The 23,536-nt window shown below is 70.2% G+C and carries 25 protein-coding genes; 11 read left to right on the top strand and 14 right to left on the bottom strand.

Annotated features, from left to right (window positions below):
- Nucleotides 1–31: 31 nt before the first annotated feature.
- Entirely contained in the window at nt 32–907 is an 876-nt protein-coding gene (locus ACFW9O_RS03130; RefSeq protein WP_384605242.1) for a hypothetical protein, read from the bottom strand.
- Nucleotide 908: 1 nt separating this feature from the next.
- The gene (locus ACFW9O_RS03125) at nt 909–1,631 is read right to left on the bottom strand and encodes an RNA polymerase sigma factor (RefSeq protein WP_384604396.1); all 723 of its coding nucleotides are present in this window, start codon (nt 1,629–1,631) and stop codon (nt 909–911) included.
- A 45-nt stretch (nt 1,632–1,676) separates the two neighbouring features.
- Here ACFW9O_RS03125 and trpS point away from each other — a divergent pair, with 45 nt between their 5' ends.
- Complete coding sequence (trpS, locus tag ACFW9O_RS03120; RefSeq protein ID WP_384604393.1) at nt 1,677–2,690, top strand: tryptophan--tRNA ligase; 1,014 nt, start codon at nt 1,677–1,679, stop codon at nt 2,688–2,690.
- 90 nt (nt 2,691–2,780) lie between these two features.
- Nucleotides 2,781–3,371, top strand: coding sequence for a 2'-5' RNA ligase family protein (locus tag ACFW9O_RS03115; protein WP_384604390.1), 591 nt, complete (start codon nt 2,781–2,783; stop codon nt 3,369–3,371).
- A gap of 87 nt (nt 3,372–3,458) precedes the next feature.
- On the opposite strand, the gene ACFW9O_RS03110 is transcribed toward ACFW9O_RS03115, so the two are convergent.
- Both ACFW9O_RS03110 and ACFW9O_RS03105 read right to left on the bottom strand, forming a co-directional pair.
- The gene (locus tag ACFW9O_RS03110) at nt 3,459–4,214 is read right to left on the bottom strand and encodes a decaprenylphospho-beta-D-erythro-pentofuranosid-2-ulose 2-reductase (RefSeq protein ID WP_384604389.1); all 756 of its coding nucleotides are present in this window, start codon (nt 4,212–4,214) and stop codon (nt 3,459–3,461) included.
- A 172-nt stretch (nt 4,215–4,386) separates the two neighbouring features.
- The gene (locus ACFW9O_RS03105; RefSeq protein WP_384604386.1) at nt 4,387–5,739 is read right to left on the bottom strand and encodes an FAD-binding oxidoreductase; all 1,353 of its coding nucleotides are present in this window, start codon (nt 5,737–5,739) and stop codon (nt 4,387–4,389) included.
- Between the two features lie 128 nt (nt 5,740–5,867).
- Here ACFW9O_RS03105 and ACFW9O_RS03100 point away from each other — a divergent pair, with 128 nt between their 5' ends.
- Entirely contained in the window at nt 5,868–6,791 is a 924-nt protein-coding gene (locus tag ACFW9O_RS03100; RefSeq protein ID WP_384604383.1) for a YihY/virulence factor BrkB family protein, read from the top strand.
- Here the strand turns inward: ACFW9O_RS03100 and ACFW9O_RS03095 are convergent.
- Nucleotides 6,739–8,010: a D-alanyl-D-alanine carboxypeptidase family protein gene (locus ACFW9O_RS03095; protein WP_384604380.1), complete on the bottom strand. Its 1,272-nt coding sequence runs from the start codon at nt 8,008–8,010 to the stop codon at nt 6,739–6,741. The two genes, ACFW9O_RS03100 and ACFW9O_RS03095, sit on opposite strands and share 53 nt — an antisense overlap.
- 121 nt (nt 8,011–8,131) lie before the next feature.
- On the opposite strand from ACFW9O_RS03095, the gene ACFW9O_RS03090 reads away from it, so the two are divergent.
- Nucleotides 8,132–8,377 (top strand): SCO4848 family membrane protein, encoded by a 246-nt coding sequence (locus ACFW9O_RS03090; protein ID WP_329208122.1) that lies wholly within the window; start codon nt 8,132–8,134, stop codon nt 8,375–8,377.
- A 74-nt stretch (nt 8,378–8,451) separates the two neighbouring features.
- On the top strand, nt 8,452–9,810 hold the full coding sequence (locus ACFW9O_RS03085) for a metallophosphoesterase (RefSeq protein ID WP_384605239.1): 1,359 nt from the start codon (nt 8,452–8,454) through the stop codon (nt 9,808–9,810).
- A gap of 112 nt (nt 9,811–9,922) precedes the next feature.
- Here ACFW9O_RS03085 and ACFW9O_RS03080 read toward each other — a convergent pair whose 3' ends face one another.
- From ACFW9O_RS03080 to ACFW9O_RS03040, 9 genes are all read right to left on the bottom strand, one after another.
- Nucleotides 9,923–10,696 (bottom strand): TetR family transcriptional regulator, encoded by a 774-nt coding sequence (locus ACFW9O_RS03080; protein ID WP_384604377.1) that lies wholly within the window; start codon nt 10,694–10,696, stop codon nt 9,923–9,925.
- A gap of 10 nt (nt 10,697–10,706) precedes the next feature.
- Nucleotides 10,707–11,126 carry a DCC1-like thiol-disulfide oxidoreductase family protein gene (locus tag ACFW9O_RS03075; RefSeq protein WP_351169957.1) on the bottom strand — a complete coding sequence of 140 codons (420 nt, stop codon included), beginning with the start codon at nt 11,124–11,126 and terminating at the stop codon, nt 10,707–10,709.
- Nucleotides 11,127–11,197: 71 nt separating this feature from the next.
- The gene (locus ACFW9O_RS03070) at nt 11,198–11,632 is read right to left on the bottom strand and encodes a hypothetical protein (RefSeq protein WP_329208119.1); all 435 of its coding nucleotides are present in this window, start codon (nt 11,630–11,632) and stop codon (nt 11,198–11,200) included.
- A gap of 534 nt (nt 11,633–12,166) precedes the next feature.
- Complete coding sequence (locus tag ACFW9O_RS03065) at nt 12,167–12,772, bottom strand: hypothetical protein (protein WP_384604373.1); 606 nt, start codon at nt 12,770–12,772, stop codon at nt 12,167–12,169.
- A gap of 193 nt (nt 12,773–12,965) precedes the next feature.
- Entirely contained in the window at nt 12,966–13,742 is a 777-nt protein-coding gene (locus tag ACFW9O_RS03060) for a succinate dehydrogenase iron-sulfur subunit (RefSeq protein ID WP_329208115.1), read from the bottom strand.
- The gene (sdhA, locus tag ACFW9O_RS03055) at nt 13,742–15,496 is read right to left on the bottom strand and encodes a succinate dehydrogenase flavoprotein subunit (protein WP_351169903.1); all 1,755 of its coding nucleotides are present in this window, start codon (nt 15,494–15,496) and stop codon (nt 13,742–13,744) included. Before sdhA ends, ACFW9O_RS03060 begins: the two co-directional genes overlap by 1 nt.
- Nucleotides 15,497–15,525: 29 nt before the next feature.
- Nucleotides 15,526–16,005 (bottom strand): succinate dehydrogenase hydrophobic membrane anchor subunit, encoded by a 480-nt coding sequence (locus ACFW9O_RS03050; RefSeq protein ID WP_384604370.1) that lies wholly within the window; start codon nt 16,003–16,005, stop codon nt 15,526–15,528.
- Nucleotides 16,006–16,010: 5 nt separating this feature from the next.
- Nucleotides 16,011–16,391 carry a succinate dehydrogenase, cytochrome b556 subunit gene (sdhC, locus tag ACFW9O_RS03045; protein WP_329208111.1) on the bottom strand — a complete coding sequence of 127 codons (381 nt, stop codon included), beginning with the start codon at nt 16,389–16,391 and terminating at the stop codon, nt 16,011–16,013.
- A gap of 190 nt (nt 16,392–16,581) precedes the next feature.
- The gene (locus tag ACFW9O_RS03040) at nt 16,582–17,118 is read right to left on the bottom strand and encodes a 2-oxo-4-hydroxy-4-carboxy-5-ureidoimidazoline decarboxylase (protein ID WP_384604367.1); all 537 of its coding nucleotides are present in this window, start codon (nt 17,116–17,118) and stop codon (nt 16,582–16,584) included.
- 362 nt (nt 17,119–17,480) lie between these two features.
- Here ACFW9O_RS03040 and ACFW9O_RS03035 point away from each other — a divergent pair, with 362 nt between their 5' ends.
- The 6 genes from ACFW9O_RS03035 (at nt 17,481) to ACFW9O_RS03010 (ending at nt 23,349) form a co-directional block, all read left to right on the top strand.
- Complete coding sequence (locus ACFW9O_RS03035) at nt 17,481–19,076, top strand: glycoside hydrolase family 20 protein (protein WP_384604365.1); 1,596 nt, start codon at nt 17,481–17,483, stop codon at nt 19,074–19,076.
- 145 nt (nt 19,077–19,221) lie between these two features.
- The gene (locus ACFW9O_RS03030; protein WP_384604362.1) at nt 19,222–20,016 is read left to right on the top strand and encodes a DUF4328 domain-containing protein; all 795 of its coding nucleotides are present in this window, start codon (nt 19,222–19,224) and stop codon (nt 20,014–20,016) included.
- A 74-nt stretch (nt 20,017–20,090) separates the two neighbouring features.
- Nucleotides 20,091–20,597, top strand: coding sequence for a hypothetical protein (locus ACFW9O_RS03025; RefSeq protein ID WP_351169888.1), 507 nt, complete (start codon nt 20,091–20,093; stop codon nt 20,595–20,597).
- 112 nt (nt 20,598–20,709) lie between these two features.
- The gene (locus tag ACFW9O_RS03020) at nt 20,710–21,303 is read left to right on the top strand and encodes a hypothetical protein (protein WP_384604360.1); all 594 of its coding nucleotides are present in this window, start codon (nt 20,710–20,712) and stop codon (nt 21,301–21,303) included.
- 283 nt (nt 21,304–21,586) lie between these two features.
- A complete protein-coding gene (locus ACFW9O_RS03015; protein WP_351169882.1) occupies nt 21,587–22,270 on the top strand; it encodes an RNA polymerase sigma factor in 684 nt (227 codons plus the stop codon).
- Nucleotides 22,270–23,349: a hypothetical protein gene (locus ACFW9O_RS03010; protein WP_384604357.1), complete on the top strand. Its 1,080-nt coding sequence runs from the start codon at nt 22,270–22,272 to the stop codon at nt 23,347–23,349. Before ACFW9O_RS03015 ends, ACFW9O_RS03010 begins: the two co-directional genes overlap by 1 nt.
- The last annotated feature ends 187 nt before the right edge of the window (nt 23,350–23,536 follow it).

The following is a 23,536-nucleotide window of genomic DNA, read 5'->3' as shown; positions in this document are numbered from 1 at the left end:
GAAGCCGGTTGTTTTCCGGTCCGTCCAGAAATCAGAGAGTGGACTCGGCGACGGCGCGCGCCCGCTCCTGCGAGTCCACGCCTTCCAGCCGCAGCGTCATCTGCCCGCCCCGGACCCACAACAGCGTCGGCCCTGCGGTCCGTTCGGACCGGACCCACCGCAGGCCGTCCTTCCCGACCAACCCGAAGGTCAGTTCATGGGGCTGCGCAAACCAGAGCGCGTTCGTCGGCGCGCCGTCGTCCGTGCCCAGCTCCAGCCACTGCGGCTGGATGCGGACCTGCTTGGTGAAGTACGGATCGAGACCGGACGCGAACTCGTCGAGCCGAATGGTCCGCCCCCGCTCGTGCCAGCACAGGGTGACCATCCACCGGCGCTCCGGCAGGCCCGTCACGGCCACCGCGTCCGGCGGGCCGAGCTCGCCGGGGACCACCGGCCGGAAGCCGGCCCGCCGCGCCGCCTCGGCGAGCGGCACCGACCTGGTGCAGTCCGGGGCGGCCGGCTCCCCGCCCGTATCCGGCGCGCCGGCCTGGCCGGTGGGCTCCGCCGACGGTGCGTACCGCACCTGGACCCCGCCGAAGTCGAACCACTCCACGACCGCTGCCCTGACAGGGGGCGTGAGCACCAGCGCGATGAGCAGACCGGAGAGGGCGGCGGTCAGCATCCGTGCGTGTCTGCGGGTCCACGCGCCGGTCCGCTCCCGCAGCCCCGGAGGCTCACGCACCGGTGTGGGTGCGGCTTCGGCGACGATCTGTGCCAGCACGCGCTCGGCCATCGTGCGGCCGTCGGTCCCCGGCACCTCCAGGCCGCGGCCCAGGGCCAGGAGCTCCGCCCGCAGCCGCGCCCGGTCCTCATCGCCCTCCGGGCCCAAGCGGTCGCGCTCCGGCCCCGGGCGCACCGGATCGTCCATCTCAGCCATTCCTCTCACCTCCTTCCCGCCCCGGACCCGGGCCCAACTGTCTGCCGAGCCGCTGTTCCAGCTTCTTCAGCCCGCGGTTCAGACGGGACTTCACCGTCCCGCGCGGCCAGCCCAGCGCCTGCGCGGTCTCCGCCTCGTCCATTTCGAGCAGGTAGCGGCAGGTCACCGCCTGTCGCTGCTCCTCGGTGAGCTCTTCCAAGGCGGCCGACAGCAGGGTCCGCCGCTCCTGGGCCAGCGCCGCCACCGCGGGATCCGCCGCATCGGGTATCAACGGGTCGGCACCCTGGAATCTGGCCTCGCGCCCGGCGACTGCTCGTGCGCGCCCCGCCGACCGAACTGTGTTTCTCGTCTCATTCACCACGATCCGCAGCAGCCACGGACGGAAGGACGCACCGTCCCGGAAACGACCCAGCGCCTGGTAGGCCTTGAAGAACGCGGACTGCACCACGTCCTCCGCGTCGGCCCCGGCACCGAAGGCCACGGCCGCCCGCAGTGCGACACCCGTGTGGGCGCGCACGAGCTGCGCGTATGCCTCCGCCTCGCCGGCGCGCACACGAGCGATCACCGCGGCCTCGTCGTCGGCCGTGTCCCCGATCGGTCCACCGGACTGTCCTCCGGCACGCCCGACGACACCGCTCCCGGCCCTGTCGTCGACGGTGCGGCCCCCCTCCGGCCCTGGCTGCAGGGCCCCCTCCCGCGTCCTCACACCTTTCATACACCGGCTGCCGGAGATCGGTTCCATACCTGAGACAATGAGTTCATGGCCTCTGATCGACCCCGTGTGCTCTCCGGAATCCAGCCCACCGCAGGCTCGTTCCACCTCGGCAACTACCTCGGCGCGGTCCGCCAGTGGGTGGCGCTGCAGGAGTCCCACGACGCGTTCTACATGGTGGTGGACCTGCACGCGATCACCGTTCCGCAGGACCCCGCGGAGCTTCGGGCGAACACCCGGCTCGCCGCCGCCCAGCTGCTGGCCGCCGGGCTCGACCCCGAGCGGTGCACGCTCTTCGTCCAGAGTCACGTTCCCGAACACGCCCAGCTCGGCTGGATCATGAACTGCCTCACCGGCTTCGGCGAGGCGTCCCGCATGACGCAGTTCAAGGACAAGTCCGCCAAGCAGGGTGCCGACCGGGCGACCGTGGGTCTCTTCACCTACCCGGTGCTGCAGGTGGCCGACATCCTGCTCTACCAGGCCAACCAGGTCCCGGTCGGCGAGGACCAGCGCCAGCACATCGAGCTCACGCGCGACCTCGCCGAGCGCTTCAACGGCCGCTATGGACAGACGTTCACCATCCCGGCGCCGTACATCCTCAAGGAAACGGCGAAGATCTTCGACCTCCAGGACCCGGCGGTCAAGATGAGCAAGTCGGCGTCCACTCCGAAGGGTCTGATCAACCTGCTGGACGACCCGAAGGTCACCGCCAAGAAGGTCAGGAGCGCGGTCACCGACACGGACACCGTCATCCGCTTCGACGCGGAGAAGAAGCCCGGCGTCAGCAACCTCCTGTCCATCTACTCCACCCTCACCGGAACTGCCGTCGCAGATCTCGAACGGAAGTACGAGGGCAAGGGCTACGGCGCGCTGAAGACGGACCTCGCCGAGGTCATGGTGGAGTTCGTCACCCCGTTCCGGACCCGCACCCAGGAATATCTGGACGACCCGGAGACGCTGGACTCCATCCTGGCCAAGGGAGCGGAGAAGGCCAGGGCCGTCGCCGCCGAGACGCTGGCGCAGACGTACGACCGCATGGGACTTCTGCCGGCGAAGCACTGAGTCCAAGGACCCTGGCGAGATCACGGCCCGAGGGTTCACACTGGCGTCGGAACGACCGAAAACCGACCATCGACGATTGAGGAGAACGATGTGGGGACCGTAACGCTTGGCGTTTCGATCGCGGTCCCGGAGCCATACGGCAGCCTGCTCCAGGAGCGGCGCGCGAGCTTCGGGGACCCTGCCGCGTACGGCATTCCCACCCACGTCACCCTTCTCCCGCCGACGGAGGCCGACGCGGCCGCCCTGTCGGCGATCGAGGCGCACCTCGCCCAGATCGCCACGGCCGGCCGCGCTTTTCCGATGAGGCTGTCCGGAACGGGTACCTTCCGCCCGCTCTCACCGGTCGTCTTCGTCCAGGTCGTCGAAGGTGCCTCGGCCTGTTCCTGGCTCCAGAAGCGGATCCGGGAGGCATCCGGGCCGCTGGTGCGCGAGCTCCAGTTCCCGTACCACCCGCACGTGACCGTGGCGCACGGCATCGCGGAGGACGCGATGGACCGCGCGTACGAGGAGCTCTCCACGTACGAGGCGGCGTGGACCTGCGGTTCCTTCGCCCTCTACGAGCAGGGCGCCGACAGCGTCTGGCGCAAGATCAACGAGTTCCCGTTCGGGGCCGGCGGTGGCGCACCCTCCGTGCCGGCCCAGGGCGGCTACTCCGTGGACCAGCCGTCCCTGCAGCCCTGACGAACCGGGGCGGGGCCCCGGCCCCCGCGGTCCTGACAGCACTCCGGTCCGGCTGCCCGGTCCGCTGCCGTCCTTCGCCTACCGGTCCTAGACCGGCAGCCGACGGAACAGCGGGCGCGGAACGTGCCGCAGCGCCGACATCACCACCCGCAGGGCGCCAGGCACCCATACCGTCTCCGAGCGCCGCCTCAGACCCGTCACGATCGCGTCGGCGACCGCGCCCGGAGTCGTCGCGAGCGGCGCCTCCTGACGGCCGGCGGTCATCTTCGACCGTACGAATCCGGGACGGACGACCATCACATGCACGCCCGTACCGTGCAGCGCGTCCCCGAGTCCCTGTGCGAAGGCGTCCAGGCCCGCCTTGCTCGACCCGTAGATGAAGTCGGCGCGCCGGGCGCGCTCGCCCGCCACCGAGGAGAGCACCACCAGCGATCCGTGGCCCTGCGCCTGGAGTGCGCCGGCGCACACCAGGCCGGCGGAAACCGCCCCCGTGTAGTTGGTCTGGGCGACCCGGACCGCGGAGAGAGGATCCTCCTCGTCGCGCGCCTGGTCGCCGAGGATGCCGAAAGCCAGCAGCACCGTGTCGATGTCACCCTCGGCGAAGAGCTTTCCGAGCACCTCCTCGTGCGACTCGGTGTCGAGCGCGTCGAAGGCGACGGTCCGCACGTCCGCCCCCAGCTCCCGCAGCTCGGCGGCGGCCCTCTCCAGGGCGGGGGAGGGCCGGCCGGCCAGCCGGACCGTGCGGGTACGGCGGGAGATCAGACGGCGCGCGGTGGCCAGGCCGATCTCCGAGGTGCCGCCGAGGACGAGCAGGGACTGCGGGGCACCGAAGGCGTCCTTCACGGGAAATCTCCTAGCAACGACAGAGCGGACAGCGGAGCGAGCTGCGGAACGGACAGCGGAGCGGGCGGGGGAACGGACTGCGGCAGACGGGCGGGGGAACGGACTGCGGCGGACGGGCGGACGGGCGGACGGGCGGAGCGGCAGACGGGCACGTGGGCACATGGCCAAGCGGTCAGAGCGCGAGACGGCGCGACAGATCCGACCGGAAGGCTCCCCGCGGGTCCAGCTCCGCCCGCAGGGCGCGGAATTCGGGCAGCCGCGGGTACATCGTGGCCAGCGCTTCCGGCCGCAGCCGCGCGTCCTTCGCCAGGCAGACCCGGCCGCCGGCCGCCGCCACCTCGTCGTCGAGACCGTCCAGGAGGCGCTCCAGGCCGGGCAGCCCGGCAGGCAGACCGAAGGAGAGTGTCCAGCCGGGCGCGGGGAACGACAGCCAGCCCGGGCCGGCCTCGCCGAACCGCCCGAGCACGGCGTGGAACGCGGGGCACCGGCGCGCCGAGATCCGCCCGACGATGCGGTGCAGGGTCTCCTCCTGGCCGTACCCGACGGCGAACTGGTAGTGCACGAAGCCGCTGCGCCCGTAGAGGCGGTTCCAGTGCGGGACGGCGTCCATGGGGTGGAAGAAGGCGGAGAGCTTCCGCAGTTCCCCGGAGCGGGACACGGGTGCGCTGCGGTAGCGGAGCTCGTTGAAGAGCGCTGCGGAGGTCCGGCCGAGCAGTCCCTCCGGTACGAGAGCGGGCGGCGTGGCGGACAGCTGTCCCGGGCGGAACACCAGCGGTGTGCGCCGGGCGCGCGCCGGGAGCGCATCGAGTGGCGCGTGCTCCCCTCGTGTGAGGACGGCGCGCCCCCTCGCCTTCCCCCGCGCCAGAAGATCGATCCAGGCCGTCGCATAGGGCGCGCTGTGCCCGGACGACGCGAGGCGGGCCAGGGCCTCGTCCAGATCGGCGGCCCGCTCGGTGTCGACCGTCATGAGCGAGGTGGCGACGCGGCGGAACCGGAGCGTCGCGGAGAGGACGACCCCGGTCAGGCCCAGGCCACCCGCGGTCGCGTCGAACAGGTCGGTGCCGGGCAGCACCGTACGTACCTCGCCGTCGGCGGTCAGCAGTTCCAGCGCGCGCACATGCCGCGTGAAGGAGCCGGCGGCCGGGTGGTTGCTGCCGTGGACGTCGGCGCCGATCGCCCCGCCGACGGTGACATGGCGGGTCCGTGGGGTGACCGGCACGAACCAGCCGAGCGGCAGCAGAACGGCCATCAGCCGGTGCAGGCTCACCCCGGCATCGCAGACCACCGTGCCGGTGTCGGCGTCGAACGTGCGGATCCGGTCCAACGCGGTCATGTCGACCACCGAGCCGCCCGCGTTCTGGGCCGCATCGCCGTGGGCGCGGCCCAGCCCGCGGGCGACGACCCCGCGGGGTCCGCAGCCGCGCACGGCGGCGACGGCCTCTTCGTAGGTACGGGGGCGAAACCGCAGAGCGGTCGTCGGGGCGGTGCGGCCCCAGCCGGTCATGGACACCGTGTCGACAGACATGAGGGTGACCGTATCGCCCGAGAAAACCCATTTGAGGGATTTGTTACAGGGCTCACCGAAATGGGTGATTGGTGGTCCGGGGAGGCCCTGACACCGGTTTTCTCCGCCCAGAGGGGTACGCGTACGTCATGGACTGGCTGAAAAATCTCCCCGTCATCGGGCCGCTCGTCACACGGCTGATGATGACGCACGCCTGGCGCTCCTACGAGACGCTGGATCGGGTCCACTGGACGAGGCTCGCCGCGGCCATCACCTTCATCAGCTTTCTCGCGCTCTTCCCGCTCATCGCGGTCGGCGCGGCGATCGGTGCCGCGCTGCTCTCCGACGAGCAGCTGGAAAAGATCAAGGACAAGTTGGCCGAGCAGGTGCCGGGCATCTCGGACCAGCTCGGCATCGACAATCTGGTGGCCCACGCGGGCACCGTCGGACTCGTCGCCGGTGTGCTGCTGCTCTTCACCGGCATCGGCTGGGTCGGCGCGATGCGGGACTGTCTGCGCGCCGTCTGGGACAAGGACGACGTGGACGAGGGAAATCCGGTCATCCGCAAGCTCAAGGACGGCGGCCTGCTGCTCGGCCTCGGCGGTGCGGCGCTCGTGACACTCGCCGCCTCGACCGTCGGCTCGACGGCCATCGGCTGGACGGCCGATCTGCTGGGCATCCCCGAGGGCGGTGCCGGCGGTGTGCTGCTCCAGGTGGCCGCGATCGCGGTCGCGGTGTTCGCGGACTTCCTGCTGCTGCTCTATCTGCTGACCCTGCTGCCCGGCGTGGAGCCGCCGCGCCGTCGGCTGATCGTCGCGGGGCTCGTCGGCGCGGTCGGCTTCGAGCTGCTCAAGCTGCTGCTGGGCAGCTACATGAAGGGCGTCGCGTCGAAGAGCATGTACGGCGCCTTCGGCGTGCCGGTCGCGCTGCTCCTCTGGATCAACTTCACTGCGAAGCTGCTCCTGCTCTGCGCCGCATGGACGGCGACGCCGAGCAAGGAGGAGGGCGCGACCGGTTCGGTCAGCGACGGGGGAGGCGACGCACCAGATCGGGCAGCGGCCAGCGCCGGTTGACCAGGAACACGCCGGCCCCGAGGACCACCAGCAGCCCGCCGACGATCGACAGGGCCGTCCACACCCCGCTGGTGCCGGTGGCAGCGGTGGTCGACGCGTGCTTCTTCCCGGCACCGGCCCCGGTCGCCGACCCGGCCTTGCCGGCGTCCGTGGCGCCTTCCTGCTGCGCGCCCTTACCGGTTCCGGTGGCCGCGGACTTCGGAGGGACCAGTTCACCGACCGGGGTCACCTTGCCGCTCGACGCGAAGCCCCAGTCGAGAAGGCTCGCCGCCTCCTTGTAGACGGCGTGGCTCTCCTCCGACGACGGGTTCATGACGGTGACGAGCAGGACCTTGCCGTTGCGCTCGGCCACGCCGGTGAAGGTGTTGCCCGCGTGCGTGGTGTACCCGTTCTTGACGCCCGCGATGCCCTTGTACGGTTCCACGCCGATGTCACCGGTGATCAGCCGGTTGGTGTTCTGGATCTCGAAGGACTTTCGCTTCTTGCCCTTCTTCTGCTCCCCGGGGAACTCGGCGGTCGCCGTCGCGCTGTACTCCCGGAAGTCGGCCTTCTGCAGACCGCTGCGGGCGAACAGTGTCAGGTCGTACGCGCTGGAGACCTGGTTCGGGGCGTCGTAGCCGTCCGGCGAGACGACCGTCGTGTCGAGCGCCTGCAGTTCCTCGGCGTGCCGCTGCATGGCCGCGACCGTCGCGGGCACGCCGCCGTACATCGAGGACAGCACGTGCACCGCGTCGTTGCCGGAGCGCAGGAACACACCGAGCCACAGGTCGTGGACCGTGTAGGCGTGGTCCTCCTTGATGCCCACCAGGCTGCTGCCCTGGCCGACACCGGCGAGCTCCTCCTCCGTCACCATGTGCGTCATGGTCTTGGGCTGGAGTGCGGGCAGGACCGTGTCGGCGAACAGCATCTTCAGGGTGGAGGCCGGCGGCAGCCGCCAGTGGGAGTTGTGGGCTGCGAGTACCTGTCCGTTCTCCGCGTCCGCGACGATCCACGAGCGGGCGGTGAGGTCCTTCGGCAGGACCGGTGCGCCGCCGCCCAGGTTGACCTGGGTGCCGGCCTCCCCGAGCTGCTTGCCGCCGACCGTCGACATCGGGCCGGTCGGCTTCGGCTGTTTGTCGTCGGTCTTGTCCTTATCGGCCGCGACCGCGGGACTGACGACAGATAGGGACAGCAACGCGGCGGAGAGGACCGTCAATACGGTCTTTTTCAGAGCAGGCACGGTCGGAAACGTACATGGCGAAGCTGAGGATGGGGACCCGGATGGTCTGACCCGCCGTGCATACCGCCGAGACAGCCCACCCCGGGCGACCGGGCCGAAGGGCGGCGGCGATACTGAATCCATGAAGCTCAGCCGCCCCGTCTCCTGGTTCCTGCTCGCGTTCGGGGTGTGGAGCTGGTTCATCTGGATCACTTTCGCCAAGAACTTGTGGAAGGACGGCAGCGGACTGGCGTTCGATGACGCGGGTGACCCGACTGCGTACTTCTGGGTCCATCTCCTGCTCACCATCACGTCGTTTCTTCTGGGGACGGCCGTCGGAGTCATCGGGTTCCGTGGTGTCAGGGCTTTGCGCCGCGAACGCACATGACAAGCCGGGCAAAGGCGAAGGTCCGGGCACGGGCGGGAGCAGGCACACAGGTGGGCGGGGGAGCGTAAGTGGTTGTGGTCTTCGTAGGGGTGGCCGTAGCGGTCCTCGCGCTGCTCGTGGGCGTGCACCGTTATGTGTGGCGCCGGTTCGTCGGTGACACGACGGCGAAGGGCGGTGTGGCGCGTCGCATCGGCACGGTCGCGCTGTTCGTGCTGCCGATGCTGAGCGTCGGCGCTCTGGTCTCGAGCCGTGCGGGTGTCCCCTTCCGGGTGCAGCAGGTGCTGGCCTGGCCGGGCTATCTGTGGCTGGCCGCGCTGCTGTACCTGACGCTGGCTCTGCTGGTGGGCGAGGCCGTACGTCCGGTCCTGCGCCGGGTGCTCACCCACCGGGCCGCCAGGAGCGCGGCCGCGGAGGCCGAGACGCCCGCTGCCACGACGACGCCCACGACGGCCACGACGGCCACGACGGCCACGGACGATGCCGGGCCGCGTTCCGAGCCGGGCACGGCCTCCGGCACCGGAGCCGCCTCCGCTCCCGCTTCCGGAACCCGCACCGAAACCGAGCCCCGCACCGAAACCGAGGCTCCGGCCGTCCCGTCCGTCGCCGACCCCTCGCGGCGCCTGTTCGTCGCCCGCGCCGTCGGTGGCGCCGCCGCCCTCGCCGGGCTCGGCACCGTCGGTTACGGCACGTACGGCGTCCTGCGCGGCCCCCGGGTCAAGCGGATCACCGTGCCCCTGGCCAAGCTGCCGCGCTCCGCCCACGGCTTCCGGATCGCCGTCGTCAGCGACATCCATCTCGGCCCCATCCTCGGCCGGGCGCACACCCAGCGCATCGTCGACTCCATCAACGCCACCCGGCCCGATCTGGTCGCGGTCGTCGGTGACCTCGTCGACGGATCGGTCGCCGACCTGGGCCGCGCCGCCGAGCCTCTGGCCCAGCTCGAGGCACGGCACGGCAGCTACTTCGTCACCGGCAACCACGAGTACTTCTCCGGTGCCGCAGAGTGGGTCGACCACGTACGTGAGCTGGGCCTGCACCCGCTCGAGAACGCCCGGGTCGAGATCGGCGACTTCGACCTCGCCGGCGTCAACGACGTCGCGGGCGAAAGCGAGGGCCAGGGCCCCGACTTCGTCGCGGCGCTCGGCGACCGCGACCGCGGACGCGCCTCCGTCCTGCTCGCACACCAGCCCGTCGTCATCCACGACGCCGTCGAGCACGGCGTCGACCTCCAGCTCTCCGGCCACACCCACGGTGGTCAGCTCTGGCCCGGCAATCTCCTTGCCGAACTGGCCAACCCCACCGTCGCGGGGCTGGAGCGCTACGGCGACACCCAGCTCTACGTCACGCGCGGTGCGGGCGCCTGGGGCCCTCCGGTACGCGTCGGGGCCGCCTCCGACATCACCGTGGTGGAGCTCGCCTCCAAGCAGGCCTGACCGACGCGCGGAGCGACGCACCGACGGCCGACGCCACCCCGCCGATCACCCGCCCACTGCGCTGCGACCGCAGGACAACAGCACGGTCGCGGGTCGGGCACCCCGTAGGGGCTCAGCCGGACTTGACGTCCGGCGCCGGGCGCGCCGCCGCGCCCGGCATGAACTCCACGAGTACGTCATGGAGTTGCCGCACGAGAGGCCGCAGCACCCGGAAACGGGAAAGCGCGATCGCCCGTGCGGCGATCGGCGCCGTGCGCTCCACGAGCCGGCGGCTGCGCTCGGTGCCCTCGGTCCGGTCGTAGACCCAGAACAGCACCAGCCCCATCTGCATCAGCCACATCAGCTGCGGAAGCAGTTCGGCGAGTTCCGGGTCGTGCTTGGTGCTGGACCCGGACAGGCACCGCTCGTGCACGGAGATGGCAGCCTCGCGTGCGGCGACGGACTCCTGCGAGAACGGGGACAGCGGACTGTCGGGGTCGGCGGCGTTCTTGAAGAACTGGGCGGCGAAGCGGTGGTACTGCTCCGCCACGTCCAGCCAGCAGAGCAGGACGCCCCTGATGCGTACGGTGAGATCCGGGTCCCCCGCGAGGATCGGCCGGACCGCCGCCTCGTGCTCGGCGGCGATCCGGTCGTAGAAACCCTGGACCAGGTGTTCCTTGGAGGAGAAGTAGTAATAGGCGTTCCCGACGGAGACGCCGGCCTCCTGGGCGATGGCCCGCATCGTCGTCTTGTCGTAACCGCGCTCCTCGAAGAGCCTGAGTGCGGTCTCGAGAATCAGAGTGCGGGTCTGCTCACTCTTCTGGGCCTTGACCGCCTTGGCGGCCTTGCCCTCTCCGGCCGGCTTCGCCGCGTTCGCGTCAGCCACGTTCTTCGCTTCCTTCACCACGGTCCCAAGGCTAACCGGGAGATCCGTCCGCCGGATCCGGCACCGCACAGCGTCCGTCGCCCTCGCCGCACGGCTGCGCAGTGACGGACCGGTACTTCGCCGCGGCGAGCACGGTGGCACGGGCGAACGGGCGGCCCATGGGCGTGGCCAGCCAGTGGGCCCTCGGACGGTGTTCGGCCAGGGCCCAGAGGCAGACGATCCAGGCGTCGGTGGAGCGGTAGATCTGTCCCCGGTCACCGATGACCGTGATCTCGTCGAGCGTGCCCGCGTGGTCGAGTCCGGGGAAGCGGCGCCGCGCCTCCTGCGAACCCGCCGGGACGAGATCGAGCGGAACGAGCTGACGCCGGCTCTGCAGCCAGTGCCGCAGATGGAGGCAGAGCGAGCACCGGTCGTCGTAGAGCACGGTGAGCCGGGTCACCGGGACGGACATGGCCGGGTTCTCCGCGAACCGGGTCCGTGCGGCCGGGGCGGGCGTGACCGGGATGTGCGTCACGGCCCCGCTCACTTCCCGGCGGCGGGTGCGGCCCACGGCCCCTGGCCGCCCGGGCCCGCCCAGCCCTGCGGCGGCACGGGCGGGGTCTGCTCCCGCTCCATCAGGCCACGGCGGCGGATCTTGTTCAGTACGTAGACGTTTCCGAGGTGCATCACACCCAGGACCAGCAGGACGACGCCGACCTTCACGGACAGGGCCTCGAAGAGCTGGCGGGCGTCGGTGACCCCGTCGGCGTTCTTCAGGTAGAGGGTCACGAAGCCCAGGTTGACGAGGTAGAAGCCGACCACCAGCAGGTGGTTCACGGCCTCGGCGAGCTTCTCGTTCCCCTGGAGCACATCGGCGAGGAAGACCTTGCCGTTGCGGCTGAGCGTGCGGGCGACCCAGATGGTGAGCGCCACGCTGATGAGTAGGTAGATGACGTACGCGAGCACAGTGAGGTCCATGCCCCACCCTCCCTTGAACGCGTTCAAAAAGCTGATGACATGACTGTAGACCCGTCTTTGAACATGTTCAAGTGGCGTTCTGGGGGCATGCCGGAGCTCGGTCTGCCCGACAGGTCGGGAAGGGTGAGGGGGAATCAGGAACTCAGGGCTCGGGCATGGCGTGCCACCCGCCGTCGGCGGGCGCCGCGTTACGGGATGAGAAGTGCGCGCGCCCGGGCCGGTCCCGGCGGGCCACCGCCCGGAACCGGGTGGCCGGGGCGCGAGCAGGGCGGGGGCCGCAGCCGCCCACCGGGCGGGCAGGACCGGGCCTCACGCGGCCCCGGGTGCGTCGCAGGAGCCTCCGGCGGCCTGCGCAGAGGGCGGGAGGGGGCGGGAGCGGGGCTCAATGCACAACAGACCGTCAGGGCCGCATGTACGGCCCGCACGTACGGCCCGCAGACCGGCCCACAGGGCAGCCCTGCGGGCCGGCCGGACTCCGGGAACCGTCCGTCCGTCGTCAGGACGAGGCAGCCGTCCCGCGTCCGGTGACCGGGGTCAGGCGCTCATCGAACGGGCGGTGTTGACCTGGGCCATCACCATCTGGAAGGTCTGCGGACCCGTCGCCGCAATCATCGTCGAGTGGTGCCGGCCCCCGCTGGTGACCGTGACCTGGACGAAGCCGGTCGTCTTCTTCTCCTTCATCAGAAGGAAGAGCAGACCGATCAGGCACAGCAGCGCGAAGATGATCGCCAGCACGATCGCCACGGTCGGAATCTTCTCCTCCGTGCGCGACATGTCGGTCGCCGTCCACACCGCACCCTTGAGGGGCATCGTGCCGGACGGCGTCACGATCGAGTCGTTCATGACGGTGATGTCACCGAAAGACAGCATCGGAACCCCGCCGCCCCCGGGCTGCATCCCGTGCTGCACCGGCAGGTTGAAGCCGGGCTGGGTGGGCTGACCGGCGGCCGGATAGCCGTACCCCGGACCGGGCTGCGCCGCCGACTCGGGCAGCGGCTGCGGATAGCCGTACGCCGGAGTGGCGCCCGGCGCCGCCGGGTAGCCGTAGCCCTGTCCGTCCGGCATCGTGGGCGGGTTGCCCGGCTGCTGGGGCGGGCCCCACTTGTATGAGTCGTCCGCGTACGGATTCGGATCGCTCACAACGTTCCCCGTTCTCCATCAAGACTTCTTCTCCCGTGCTGTGCTGCGCCGGGAGTGGCGAGCCGGTCACCGACTCCGCATGACCGTACCGTCCATGCCCCCGTGACGCACCAAGAGGCCCCGCTTCCCGCACAGTCCGTGCGCGAAACGGGGCCTCTCGGTGACAACCGGCGGAGCCGGAGCGACTCTTGGGTCAGAAGCGACGCGTGATCAGCGCGCGCTTCACTTCCTGGATCGCCTTGGTGACCTCGATGCCACGCGGGCAGGCGTCCGTGCAGTTGAACGTCGTGCGGCAACGCCACACACCGTCACGGTCGTTGAGGATCTCCAGGCGCTGCTCGCCGCCCTCGTCACGCGAGTCGAAGATGAAGCGGTGCGCGTTGACGATCGCCGCCGGGCCGAAGTACTGGCCGTCGTTCCAGAACACCGGGCACGAGGACGTGCACGCGGCGCACAGGATGCACTTGGTGGTGTCGTCGAAGCGCTCGCGGTCCTCGGAGGACTGCAGACGCTCACGGGTCGGCTCGTTCCCCTTGGTGATGAGGAAGGGCATGACATCGCGGTAGGCCTGGAAGAACGGGTCCATGTCGACCACGAGGTCCTTGAGGACCGTGAGGCCCTTGATGGCCTCGACCGTGATCGGCTTGTCCGGGTTGATGTCCTTGATCAGCGTCTTGCAGGCGAGCCTGTTCTTGCCGTTGATCCGCATCGCGTCGGAGCCGCAGATCCCGTGCGCGCAGGAGCGCCGGAAGGTCAGTGTGCCGTCCAGCTCCCACTTGATCTTGTGAAGGGCGTCGAGGACACGCTCCTTCGGGTCGATCAGGATCTGGAAGTCCTGCCACTGCGCCTCGTCGGAGACCTCCGGGTTGAAGCGGCGGATCCGGAACGTGGCCGTGATGTACGGGGTGTCGGCGAAGCCGGCCTCGGGCTCGGGAGCCTTGTCCGACTTCTCCAGGGTGGGGGTAGCCATCAGTACTTACGCTCCATCGGCTGGTAGCGGGTCGTGACGACCGGCTTGTAGTCGAGCCTGATCGACTCGGTGCCGTCGGCGGTGACCTCGCGGTACGCCATGGTGTGGCGCATGAAGTTGACGTCGTCGCGGTTCGGGTAGTCCTCGCGGTAGTGACCGCCGCGGGACTCCTTGCGGGCCAGCGCGGAGGTCGCCATGACCTCGGCCAGGTCGAGCAGGTTGCCCAGCTCGACGGCTTCCAGCAGGTCGGTGTTGAACCGCTTGCCCTTGTCCTGGATGGACACGCTGAGGTAGCGCTTGCGCAGCTCGGCGATCTTGTCGACCGCCGTCTTGATCGTCTGCTCGGTGCGGAACACCATCACGTTGGCGTCCATGCACTCCTGCAGCTCCAGGCGGAGCGCGGCGACGCGCTCGGTGCCCGTCGAGTTGCGCAGCCGCTCGACCTGGTCGATGACCTGCTGCGCCGGGTTCTCGGGAAGCTCGACGAAGTCGTTCTTCGCGGAGTACTCGGCGGCGGCGATGCCCGACCGGCGTCCGAAGACGTTGATGTCGAGGAGCGAGTTGGTGCCGAGGCGGTTGGCGCCGTGCACGGAGACACAGGCGACCTCGCCGGCGGCGTACAGGCCCGGGACGACGGTCGTGTTGTCGGCGAGCACCTCGCCCTCGACGTTGGTCGGGATGCCGCCCATGGCGTAGTGCGCGGTCGGCTGGATCGGGATCGGGTCCGTGTAGGGCTCGATACCGAGGTACGTACGCGCGAACTCGGTGATGTCCGGGAGCTTGGCGTCCAGCTGCTCCGGCGGGAGGTGCGTGAGGTCGAGGTAGACGTGGTCTCCCTCGGGACCGCAGCCGCGGCCCTCGCGGATCTCCGTGTAGATGGAGCGGGACACGACGTCACGGGACGCGAGGTCCTTCATGACGGGCGCGTACTTCTCCATGAAGCGCTCGCCGTCCTTGTTGCGGAGGATGCCGCCCTCACCACGGGCGCCCTCCGTCAGCAGGATGCCCATGCGCCAGATGCCCGTCGGGTGGAACTGGAAGAACTCCATGTCCTCCAGCGGCAGCCCGCGGCGGTACGCGGCGGCCTGGCCGTCACCGGTCAGGGTGTGGGCGTTGGAGGTCACCTTGAAGAACTTGCCGGTGCCCCCGGAGGCGAAGATGACCGACTTCGCCTGGAAGACGTGGATCTCACCGGTGGCCAGCTCGTACGCGACGACGCCGGCGGACTTCTTGACGCCGTCGACCTCCTGGAGCAGGAGGTCCAGGACGTAGAACTCGTTGAAGAACTCCACACCCTCCTTGACGCAGTTCTGGTACAGCGTCTGGAGGATCATGTGGCCGGTGCGGTCCGAGGCGTAGCAGGACCGGCGGACGGGGGCCTCGCCGTGGTTACGGCTGTGGCCGCCGAAGCGTCGCTGGTCGATCTTGCCCTCGGGCGTGCGGTTGAAGGGCAGGCCCATCTTCTCCAGGTCGAGAACGGAGTCGATGGCCTCCTTCGCCAGGATCTCGGCGGCGTCCTGGTCGACCAGGTAGTCGCCGCCCTTGATCGTGTCGAAGGTGTGCCACTCCCAGTTGTCCTCTTCCACGTTGGCGAGCGCGGCGGCCATGCCGCCCTGCGCCGCGCCCGTGTGGGAGCGGGTGGGGTAGAGCTTCGTCAGCACGGCGGTACGGCTGCGCTTGGTCGACTCGATGGCCGCGCGCATGCCGGCGCCGCCGGCGCCGACGATGACGGTGTCGTACTTGTGGATCTGCATGGTTTCCTCTGGTCCCTCTGTCCCGGCGCCTAGCGGATGTTCGGGTCGAAGGTGAAGATCACCAGCGTGCCCAGCAGGACGGTGAACACCGTGGCGGTGTACAGGAGCATCTTCAGCCAGAAGCGGGTGTTGTCCCGTTCGGCGTAGTCGTTGATGACCGTACGGAGGCCGTTGGCGCCGTGGAGCATGGCGAGCCACAGCATCGCCAGGTCCCAGACCTGCCAGAACGGCGAGGCCCAGCGGCCCGCCACGAAGGCGAAGCCGATCTTGGAGACGCCGCCGTCCAGCACCAGCTGGATCAGCAGGTGACCGATGACGAGAACGACCAGCACGATGCCCGACAGGCGCATGAAGAGCCAGGCGTACATCTCGAAGTTGGTGCGTGAGCCCTTGGGGGACTTGCCCGTGCGCTTGCGCGGGGGCTCGATCACCGGAGCCGGGTTGTCGATGTCGTACAGGCTCACGGCTTCGACGTCGCCGATCGCGGAGGAAGGTGTCTCGGTGGACATTGGCCTCAGCTCCCGAAGACTTCGCGTACGGCGTGTCCGAGGACGGGGTACAGGGCCCCGACCATCAGCACGACCCAGATACCCAGGACGGCCCAGAGCATCTGCTTCTGAACGCGCGGGCCCTTGGACCAGAAGTCCACGGCGACGATACGAAGACCGTTCAGCGCGTGGAAGAGAATCGCGGCCACCAGGCCGTATTCGAGAAGCGCGACGAGCGGTGTCTTGTATGTGGCCACGACGTCGTCGTACGCCTCGGGGGAGACACGCACGAGAGCGGTGTCCAGGACGTGTACGAACAGGAAGAAGAAAATGAGGACACCGGTGACTCGATGAGCCACCCAGGACCACATGCCTTCCCGGCCGCGGTACAGCGTTCCAGCCGGCACGGAAGAACCCTCCGGGAGCGGGGATTGGGGTCGGCCGGCTTGACTGTCGGTCTGACCCGGCCGGGTACGGTCCACCGGCCCTGGCCATCGTAGCGACGCTTTGTCGGTTCCATGGCGGCGGGGCCTCTGGTGTGATCAAAGTGGCAATCAAACAGGCACGGACGGGCTACCGCAGTCCATATGCCACCTTTCAGAACGGGCTCCGTGCCCGCCCCGCGTCCGTCACCAGCTCGATGATGCGGCCCCGGGCGAGTCGCCGCATTTCCTCCGCCGTGAGGGCCCGCTCCTCGTCGGGGTCGTGCGCCAGCCGGGTACGGATCGCGGCCAGCACCTGGTCCACGTGCTGCGAGGGCAGCCACCCGTCCAGGCAGATCACGAACGCGTGGCCGAAGCGACTCTCGTACGCGGCATGGGCCGCCCGTAGCGCCAGATGGGCGGCGCGGGGCGCGGCGTGGTGCAGGCAGGGGGCGCTCTCGGACGCGAGCGCCTCGGCGATGTCGGCGGGAGCGAGGTCGTAGCCCGCCTCGTCCGACGCGGCGAGAGCCGCGCCGAGGTCCGGGTAGGGCCGGTGGGCGGCCATGCGAACGGCCCAGCGGCGGCTGCCGCAGCACTCCAGCAGAGCGGCCTCGGCGACCTCGCGGGGCCATGTGTTGAAGCGGTCGAGTCCGCTCGAGTGGGCACTCGCGCGCGTACTCGCCGAGACTGGATCCGGAACCGGGGCCTCCACCGGGGCCGGGGCGGTACCGCGGCTCTGGACGGGTATGGCTGTCCGCCCGGCCTGCTGCGGCGGTTTCGGCAGGCCGGCGTGGGACTCGCTGGACCTGGACAGCGGGACTCCTCGGTTGAACGACGACTTCGACCCTGGAGAGGGGCCGGAGAGCAACGAGGTTGCGTGGGGGGAGAGAGCGAACAGTGAGACGTATGTGCCGCCACGCTAGCGAGGCAGGGCTTCGGGTACCCGAGCCATGCGCGAAGTTCACCCGGACGGGAGAGTTTCGGAACGCTTGATGGACGTAACGCTGAGGAGAATGCCCGACTATCTCCCCATTGTTGATCTGTTTCTCCCCTCGATCCGGAGGATTCTGACCGATGTCGCCCTCACGTGGAGCCCTGGTGGCCGGAGCCGCCGTCACGGCGGCAGCCGCCGTCACCCTCACCGTCATCGTCTGGCCCGAGAGCTCCGGCCCCGGGAACCAGGGCGGCGCGCAGGCTTCCTCCCGCACATCCGCCTCCCCCTCGCCGAGCCGCAGCTACCCGCTCTCCACGGCGCCCGAGACCGTACCCGCGGTGCGCTCGCACACCGCCGCCCGCGGCCCCGGCTGGAAACCGGCGGAGAACAGCACGGTCGTCATCGCCGACGGTGACGAGGAGCTCGCCGACGAGGCGAAGCTGCTCGCCAAGGAGCTGAAGATCCGTTACCGGGGTGAGGCCGCGGCCCGCGCCGACGACGTCGAGCTGGCACTCGGAGCCAAGGGCGGCCCCGAGTCGTACACCCTGAAGGCGGCGGGCGACCGCGTCACGATCAGCGGCCACGACCAGGCGGGCGTCTTCTACGGGACCCGCACGCTCAAGCAGTCGCTGAACGCCGCCGGGACCATGCCCGAGGGCGTGGTGCGCGACACCCCGGACCGCCCGCAGCGCGGTCTCAACCTCGACATCGCCCGCAAGCACTACAGCGCCGAATGGATCGAGGCCCGGCTGCACGAGATGGCCGACATCAAGCTCAACCAGCTCGGCCTGCACTTCTCGGACGACCAGGCCTTCCGGATCGAGTCCGACACGCACCCCGAAGTCGTCTCCGAGCAGCACCTCACCAAGGCCGAGGTCCGCCGGATCGTGAAGCTCGCGCGGAGCCTCCACATCACGATCGTCGGCGAGATCGACTCCCCGGGACACCTGGGCGCTGTCCTGCGTGCGCACCCCGACCTGCAACTGCGCAACACCCAGGGCGTCGCACGGCAGGGAGCCATCGACATCTCCGATCCCGAATCGGCGCAGATCGTCGACGACCTGCTGAACGAGTACGCCGAGCTCTTCCCCGGCGACTGGTTCCACGTCGGCGCCGACGAGTACCAAGCGCTGACGGTGAGCAGCCCGCAGGCCTCGTACCCTCAGCTCGCCGCGGCGGCGCGGGAGAAGTACGGAGACGACGCCACCATCCAGGACCTGGCGGAGGGCTGGCTGAACGACCGCGCCGCCGTCATCCGTAAGGCGGACAAGATCCCGAAGGCCTGGAACGACGGCTTCTTCAGCGGAGGGACCGTCACCGCCCACAAGGGCATCGAGGTCGAGTACTGGACGGGCAAGGAGATCGGCGCCCGGCCGCCCGAGGAGTACCTGGCCGAGGGCCGAGATGTGATCAACCTCAACGACGAGTACCTCTACTACGTACTCGGCCAGCCCAACGAGTTCGTCTATCCGACGGGGCAGCGGATCTACGAGCAGTGGACCCCGTTCGTCCTGCGGGGCACCCAGCCGGTGCCCGAGCGCTACTCGAAGCAGATCCTCGGCGGCCGGTTCGCGGTCTGGGGGGACCTGCCGAACGCACAGACCCCGCAGCAGGTGGCCGACGGCATCCGGATGCCGCTCAACGCGGTCTCCCAGAAGCTGTGGGACCCACGCAAACCGACGCTGACCTGGGCGCAGTTCCAGAAGCTGGCGGACGAGGTCGAGACGTCGGGCTGATCGGCAACTCCGTGGACAGCGACGCCGCGGGAGGTTAGGTTCCGCTAGCCGCGCGCCCTGGGGAGGGGCGCGCGGCTCATGCGTTCCTGACGAATCCTGGGGGTTCCGCTCCATGCTGTGCACCAAATGCCGTACGAGACCCGTAGTGTCCACCGATGGTCGCTGCACCCGTTGCGCGGCGCTGTACCTCTCACCACCGCACGGACTGATGGCCGCGACCCCGGCTCCGGCTCAGGAGACGTGGCACCTGCTGCGTTCACCCGTCGTGCTCGCCAGGGCAGTCGTCGTCCTGCTCGGGATCGTCATCGCCACCGACCTCCTGGCGGTCGTCGCCGGGCTGAACGTCCGCAGTGGATACGCCACGGCCCTCTCCGGTGACCGCGCGTACGTCAGCAACGACGCGCAGGCCTACGCCAACCTGTTGTACGGCTTCGCCGGCAGTCTGCAGACCATGGCCATGCTGGCCACCGCTGTCGTCTTCCTCATCTGGTTCCGCCGGGTCCGGCGCAACGCCGAGGTGTTCGACGCCGGTCAGCAGCGCATGAAGCCCGGCTGGGCGGTCGGCGCCTGGTTTGTCCCCATCGGCAACCTCTGGCTGCCGCGCCGGATCGCCGCCGGAATCTGGGCGGGGAGCGTCGGTACCGACACGGACGGCAGCCGGCGCACGGTCTCGCAGACACCGCTGAACCTCTGGTGGACTGCCTGGATCCTGTCGGCGGTCTTCAGCCGCGTCGCCGATCGGCTCTACGCGCAGGCCGTGATGCCGCAGGAGATCGTGGATGCCGTGGTTGCGCTCATTGCCTCCGACCTGTTCGACATCGTCGCCGCCGTCCTCGCGATCCTCTTCGTGCGCAAGCTGACCGCGATGCAGGGGGAGAGGGTGGCCCTCGGCGCGTACCCGCTCAGGGAGCAGTCCGCGACCGGTCCCGTCCCGTCCTGAGTTGACCCGATTTCGCGCTTTCCCGCCGCGTCCGCCGGGCAGAATGGCACCCCGGACCGCGGGGGGAGCGCGATGTGGGGTTCTGGGGCTATTACTTGGTGGGCCGCAGCGGTGAGCCGCTTTCCGGCCATCCGGCACTGCGGTACGTGGCGGACCGGCTGACCCTGCGGCAGTACCGGGCGGACGGCTGGCAGGTCTGGACCCACCCGAGCGAGCCGCCCCTCGGCTCCATGGCCGCACTCGCCGAATCCTTACGGGCGCCCGTCCTCTTCGGGTTCGTCATGAACAGTGCCTGCGTGGTCGTGGAGGCGGCCGCGCCGCAGAGCGGATCCTGGTACGCCTGTCTGGGGCGGGCACCCATGGCCGCGCATCTCGGTCCGGAGGGCATCACGCTCGAGGACCTCTTCCTGCCGCCCGAGGACGCTGCTGCCCGGGCCGTCCAGTGGGCGTCGGAATCAGGCCGCGGAGTCCTCGAAGGCCCCCTGCTCGAACTCCTGCGCGTCGAACATCCCGAGTCGCTCGCCGAGCCGCTTTTCTTCGCTTTTCTGGACCGTCTGGGCATCGAGAGCCCGTCTGACTGAGTCTCAGCGTGTTCTCCCGTGTCGCGAGAGTGACGCTTTTCAGCCATCTGACGCAGTACGCGATAACAGGGAGCACAGCGTTCCGCTGTGTCCTGACCGAGGGGAGACGCCGATGAGCCTGCTGGAGCTGATCGCTCTTGCCGACGAGCGAGGGCTGGCGGCGAGCGGGCTCGCATGCCTGGACCGCTGCCTGCCGCCCCCGGCCGAAGGCGATGAACAGGAGCCGCTGCGCCCGCTCTGGGCGAGTTGCGGGAGCGGCGAGGAGTGGGCCACGCGGCTCGCGGCCGTCCGGGCATCGCTGGACGGCGATGCCGAGGGGGCGGGGGACGCGCCCGTGGCCGGAGACACTCCGGCGATCCGTGTCCGCGCGATGCTCGCCGCCGCGCCCGGCGAATTCGCCGTGGAGCCCCTGCGTGCGTGGGCGGACGCCTGCTCGCTCGTCGCGCTGGACATCCACCGGGGGTTCGACTTCCCGGCCGCCGGCGGCACCGAGCAGCTGGAGCGCTGCCGCAGCGGCGACCTCCAGGGCAGCGGGCCGCTCGTCACGGGTGAGGTCCGCCGTCAGATCGAGATCCTGGAGACCCTCGCGGAGACCGCGGGAACCGTGGGCGGCGGAGCGGGCCTGCGCCGCGCGCTCGACCTGTCGACCGAGGGCCAGCGGGTGCTGCGCGCGGTGATGTCACGCAGAGCGCGCGGCCGGGTCTGACACCGCGGCGCCTCGGGGACAGGAGTGAGAGGGGACGACGACCGGGGCCGCCACCCCCCACAGGAGAGGCCCCGGTCGTCTTCCACGGGGCCGCACAGCGGCCCCGTACTCATCTCAGCGCCGTGGGTGCGTTTTCTGTCACACCTCGCTGCGTCAGGAGACAGTTGCGGGTTGTACAAGTCATGGACGTGACACCGTCCGACCACGTAGCGTGCTGAGTCGCGCAGAGTGGCGCAGCAGTGGTGACCAGCTGCGATTCAGATCAGCAGGGCGGGTTGAGGGAGTGCTGGGGGACGACGCGGAGCTGACTGCCGCGGTGCTCGCGGCACAGGACGGGGACGAGGACGCCTTCCGTACTGTGTACCGCGCTGTGCAACCGCGCCTGTTGGGCTACATACGGACGCTGGTGGGGGAGCCGGACGCCGAGGACGTCGCTTCGGAGTCCTGGCTGCAGATAGCGCGTGACCTCGACCGATTCAGCGGGGATGCCGACCGGTTCCGAGGCTGGGCCGCACGCATCGCGCGCAACCGGTCGCTGGACCACATCCGGATGCGTGGCCGACGGCCGGCCATCGGCGGCGACGAGACCGAGCTGGCCGGGAAGGCCGCCGAGTCCGATACGGCGGGCGAGGCGCTGGAGTCGCTGGGCACAGGCCGTACTCTTTCGCTCATCGCGCAGCTGCCGCAGGACCAGGCCGAGGCTGTCGTGCTCCGTGTCGTGGTCGGGCTGGACGCGAAGAGTGCCGCGCAGACCCTCGGCAAGCGACCCGGTGCGGTACGCACGGCCGCGCACCGGGGACTGAAGAGGCTGGCGGAGCTCGTCGGCGCGGACAACGGCCCGGACGAAGAGATTCCGGCGGCGGGTACCGGACTCGGTGCCGTGCCCGCGCAGCGCCCCGCCCGCAACGGTGTGGCGGCGCCCGCCGGTGTGACGCATTCGCGTCCGTGGACGCAGAAGGACATGTGATGGCCGACGAGCGGTACGAGTGGCTTGACGCGGACGCGGCGGAGATTCTTCTCCGTGGCGAATCCGTCGAGCCCGTCGACGATCACGCCCGCGAAGAGGCCCGGCGGCTGGAGGCCGCACTGCGGTCCGCGCGTACCCCGCGCCCTTCGGGTGCCGAACTGCCCGGTGAGTCGACCGCGCTGGCAGCCTTCCGCGAGACCTCCCGTGCCAGGAAGCGGGACGGCGCGGTGAGAGCCGGAATCGCGGGGGAACAGGACGCCCTGCACACCGTACGGATCGGGGCCACGCGCTCCGCCCCGTCCCGGCGGCCCCGCTGGAGCCGTCCCGTGCGCTACGGCCTCGCCGTCTCGCTCGCCGGATGTGCGCTCGGCGGAGTGGCGGTCGCCGCGGGCACCGGCGTGCTCCCGGCGCCGTTCGGCGGCCAGGTCTCCCCGGTCCCCGCCACGTCCGTGTCGGCGGCGGCCTCCCCGGAGGAACTGGGGGCCGAACTGCCCGACGGCGGCACGCCCTCGCCCCTGCCGTCCGGTTCGCCCGCCTTCCCGGACGCCTCCGGGACACCCGGCGGGGCGGCCACCGGAACGGACCCGGGCGACGGGCTGACCGGCCAGGACGGAGGAACGGGCAGCGGTACGGACCGGGGCGACAGCGACCGGGAGGGCGGCGCGGACCAGGACGGTTCCGAGGACGGCGGGCACGGCCGGGAGACGCCCGACGGGACCGGCGGCCCGAGCGGTTCCGACAACGCCGACTCCGAGAACGCCCGTGAGCTGTACGAGAGGTCCGTCCGGGCCTGCCGTGCCTACCGCGAGGGCACCCTCAGCGCCGCGAGCGAGCGCTGGCTCATCCGGCTGGCCAAGGGCGAACGCAACCTCGAGCGTTTCTGCGACCGGCTCCTCGACGAGGACGGCAGCGGTGGCGGGGACGGTTCGGACGGCACCGACGGCGGCAAGGGCACGGGAGACGGAACCGAGGGCTCGCTCCCGTCGATCTCCTTCCGCACACCTCCCGCGGAGGACGAGCCGCAGGGCGGCGCGGACACGCGGTCCTCGTCGGTCGACGTCGCCGAATCCACCCGCTGACCTGCGCTGATGTCACCTTGGAGTGGCCCTCGGCCGACAAGTGTGACGTTTTTCGAGGCCTTGGCGCAGTAGTAAGTGAGCCGACTGGTCATCGGCCGCGCATTGAGCCGGGGTTCCCCCCGTACCTTCGGCTCGGCGCAACCGGCGCGGGCGGGACACGTTCCCCCGGTCCCGCTCGCGCCCTTTT

The organism is Streptomyces sp. NPDC059499 (assembly GCF_042749285.1).
GTDB lineage: Bacteria > Actinomycetota > Actinomycetes > Streptomycetales > Streptomycetaceae > Streptomyces.
This window is presented reverse-complemented; position numbering and strand designations above follow the sequence as displayed.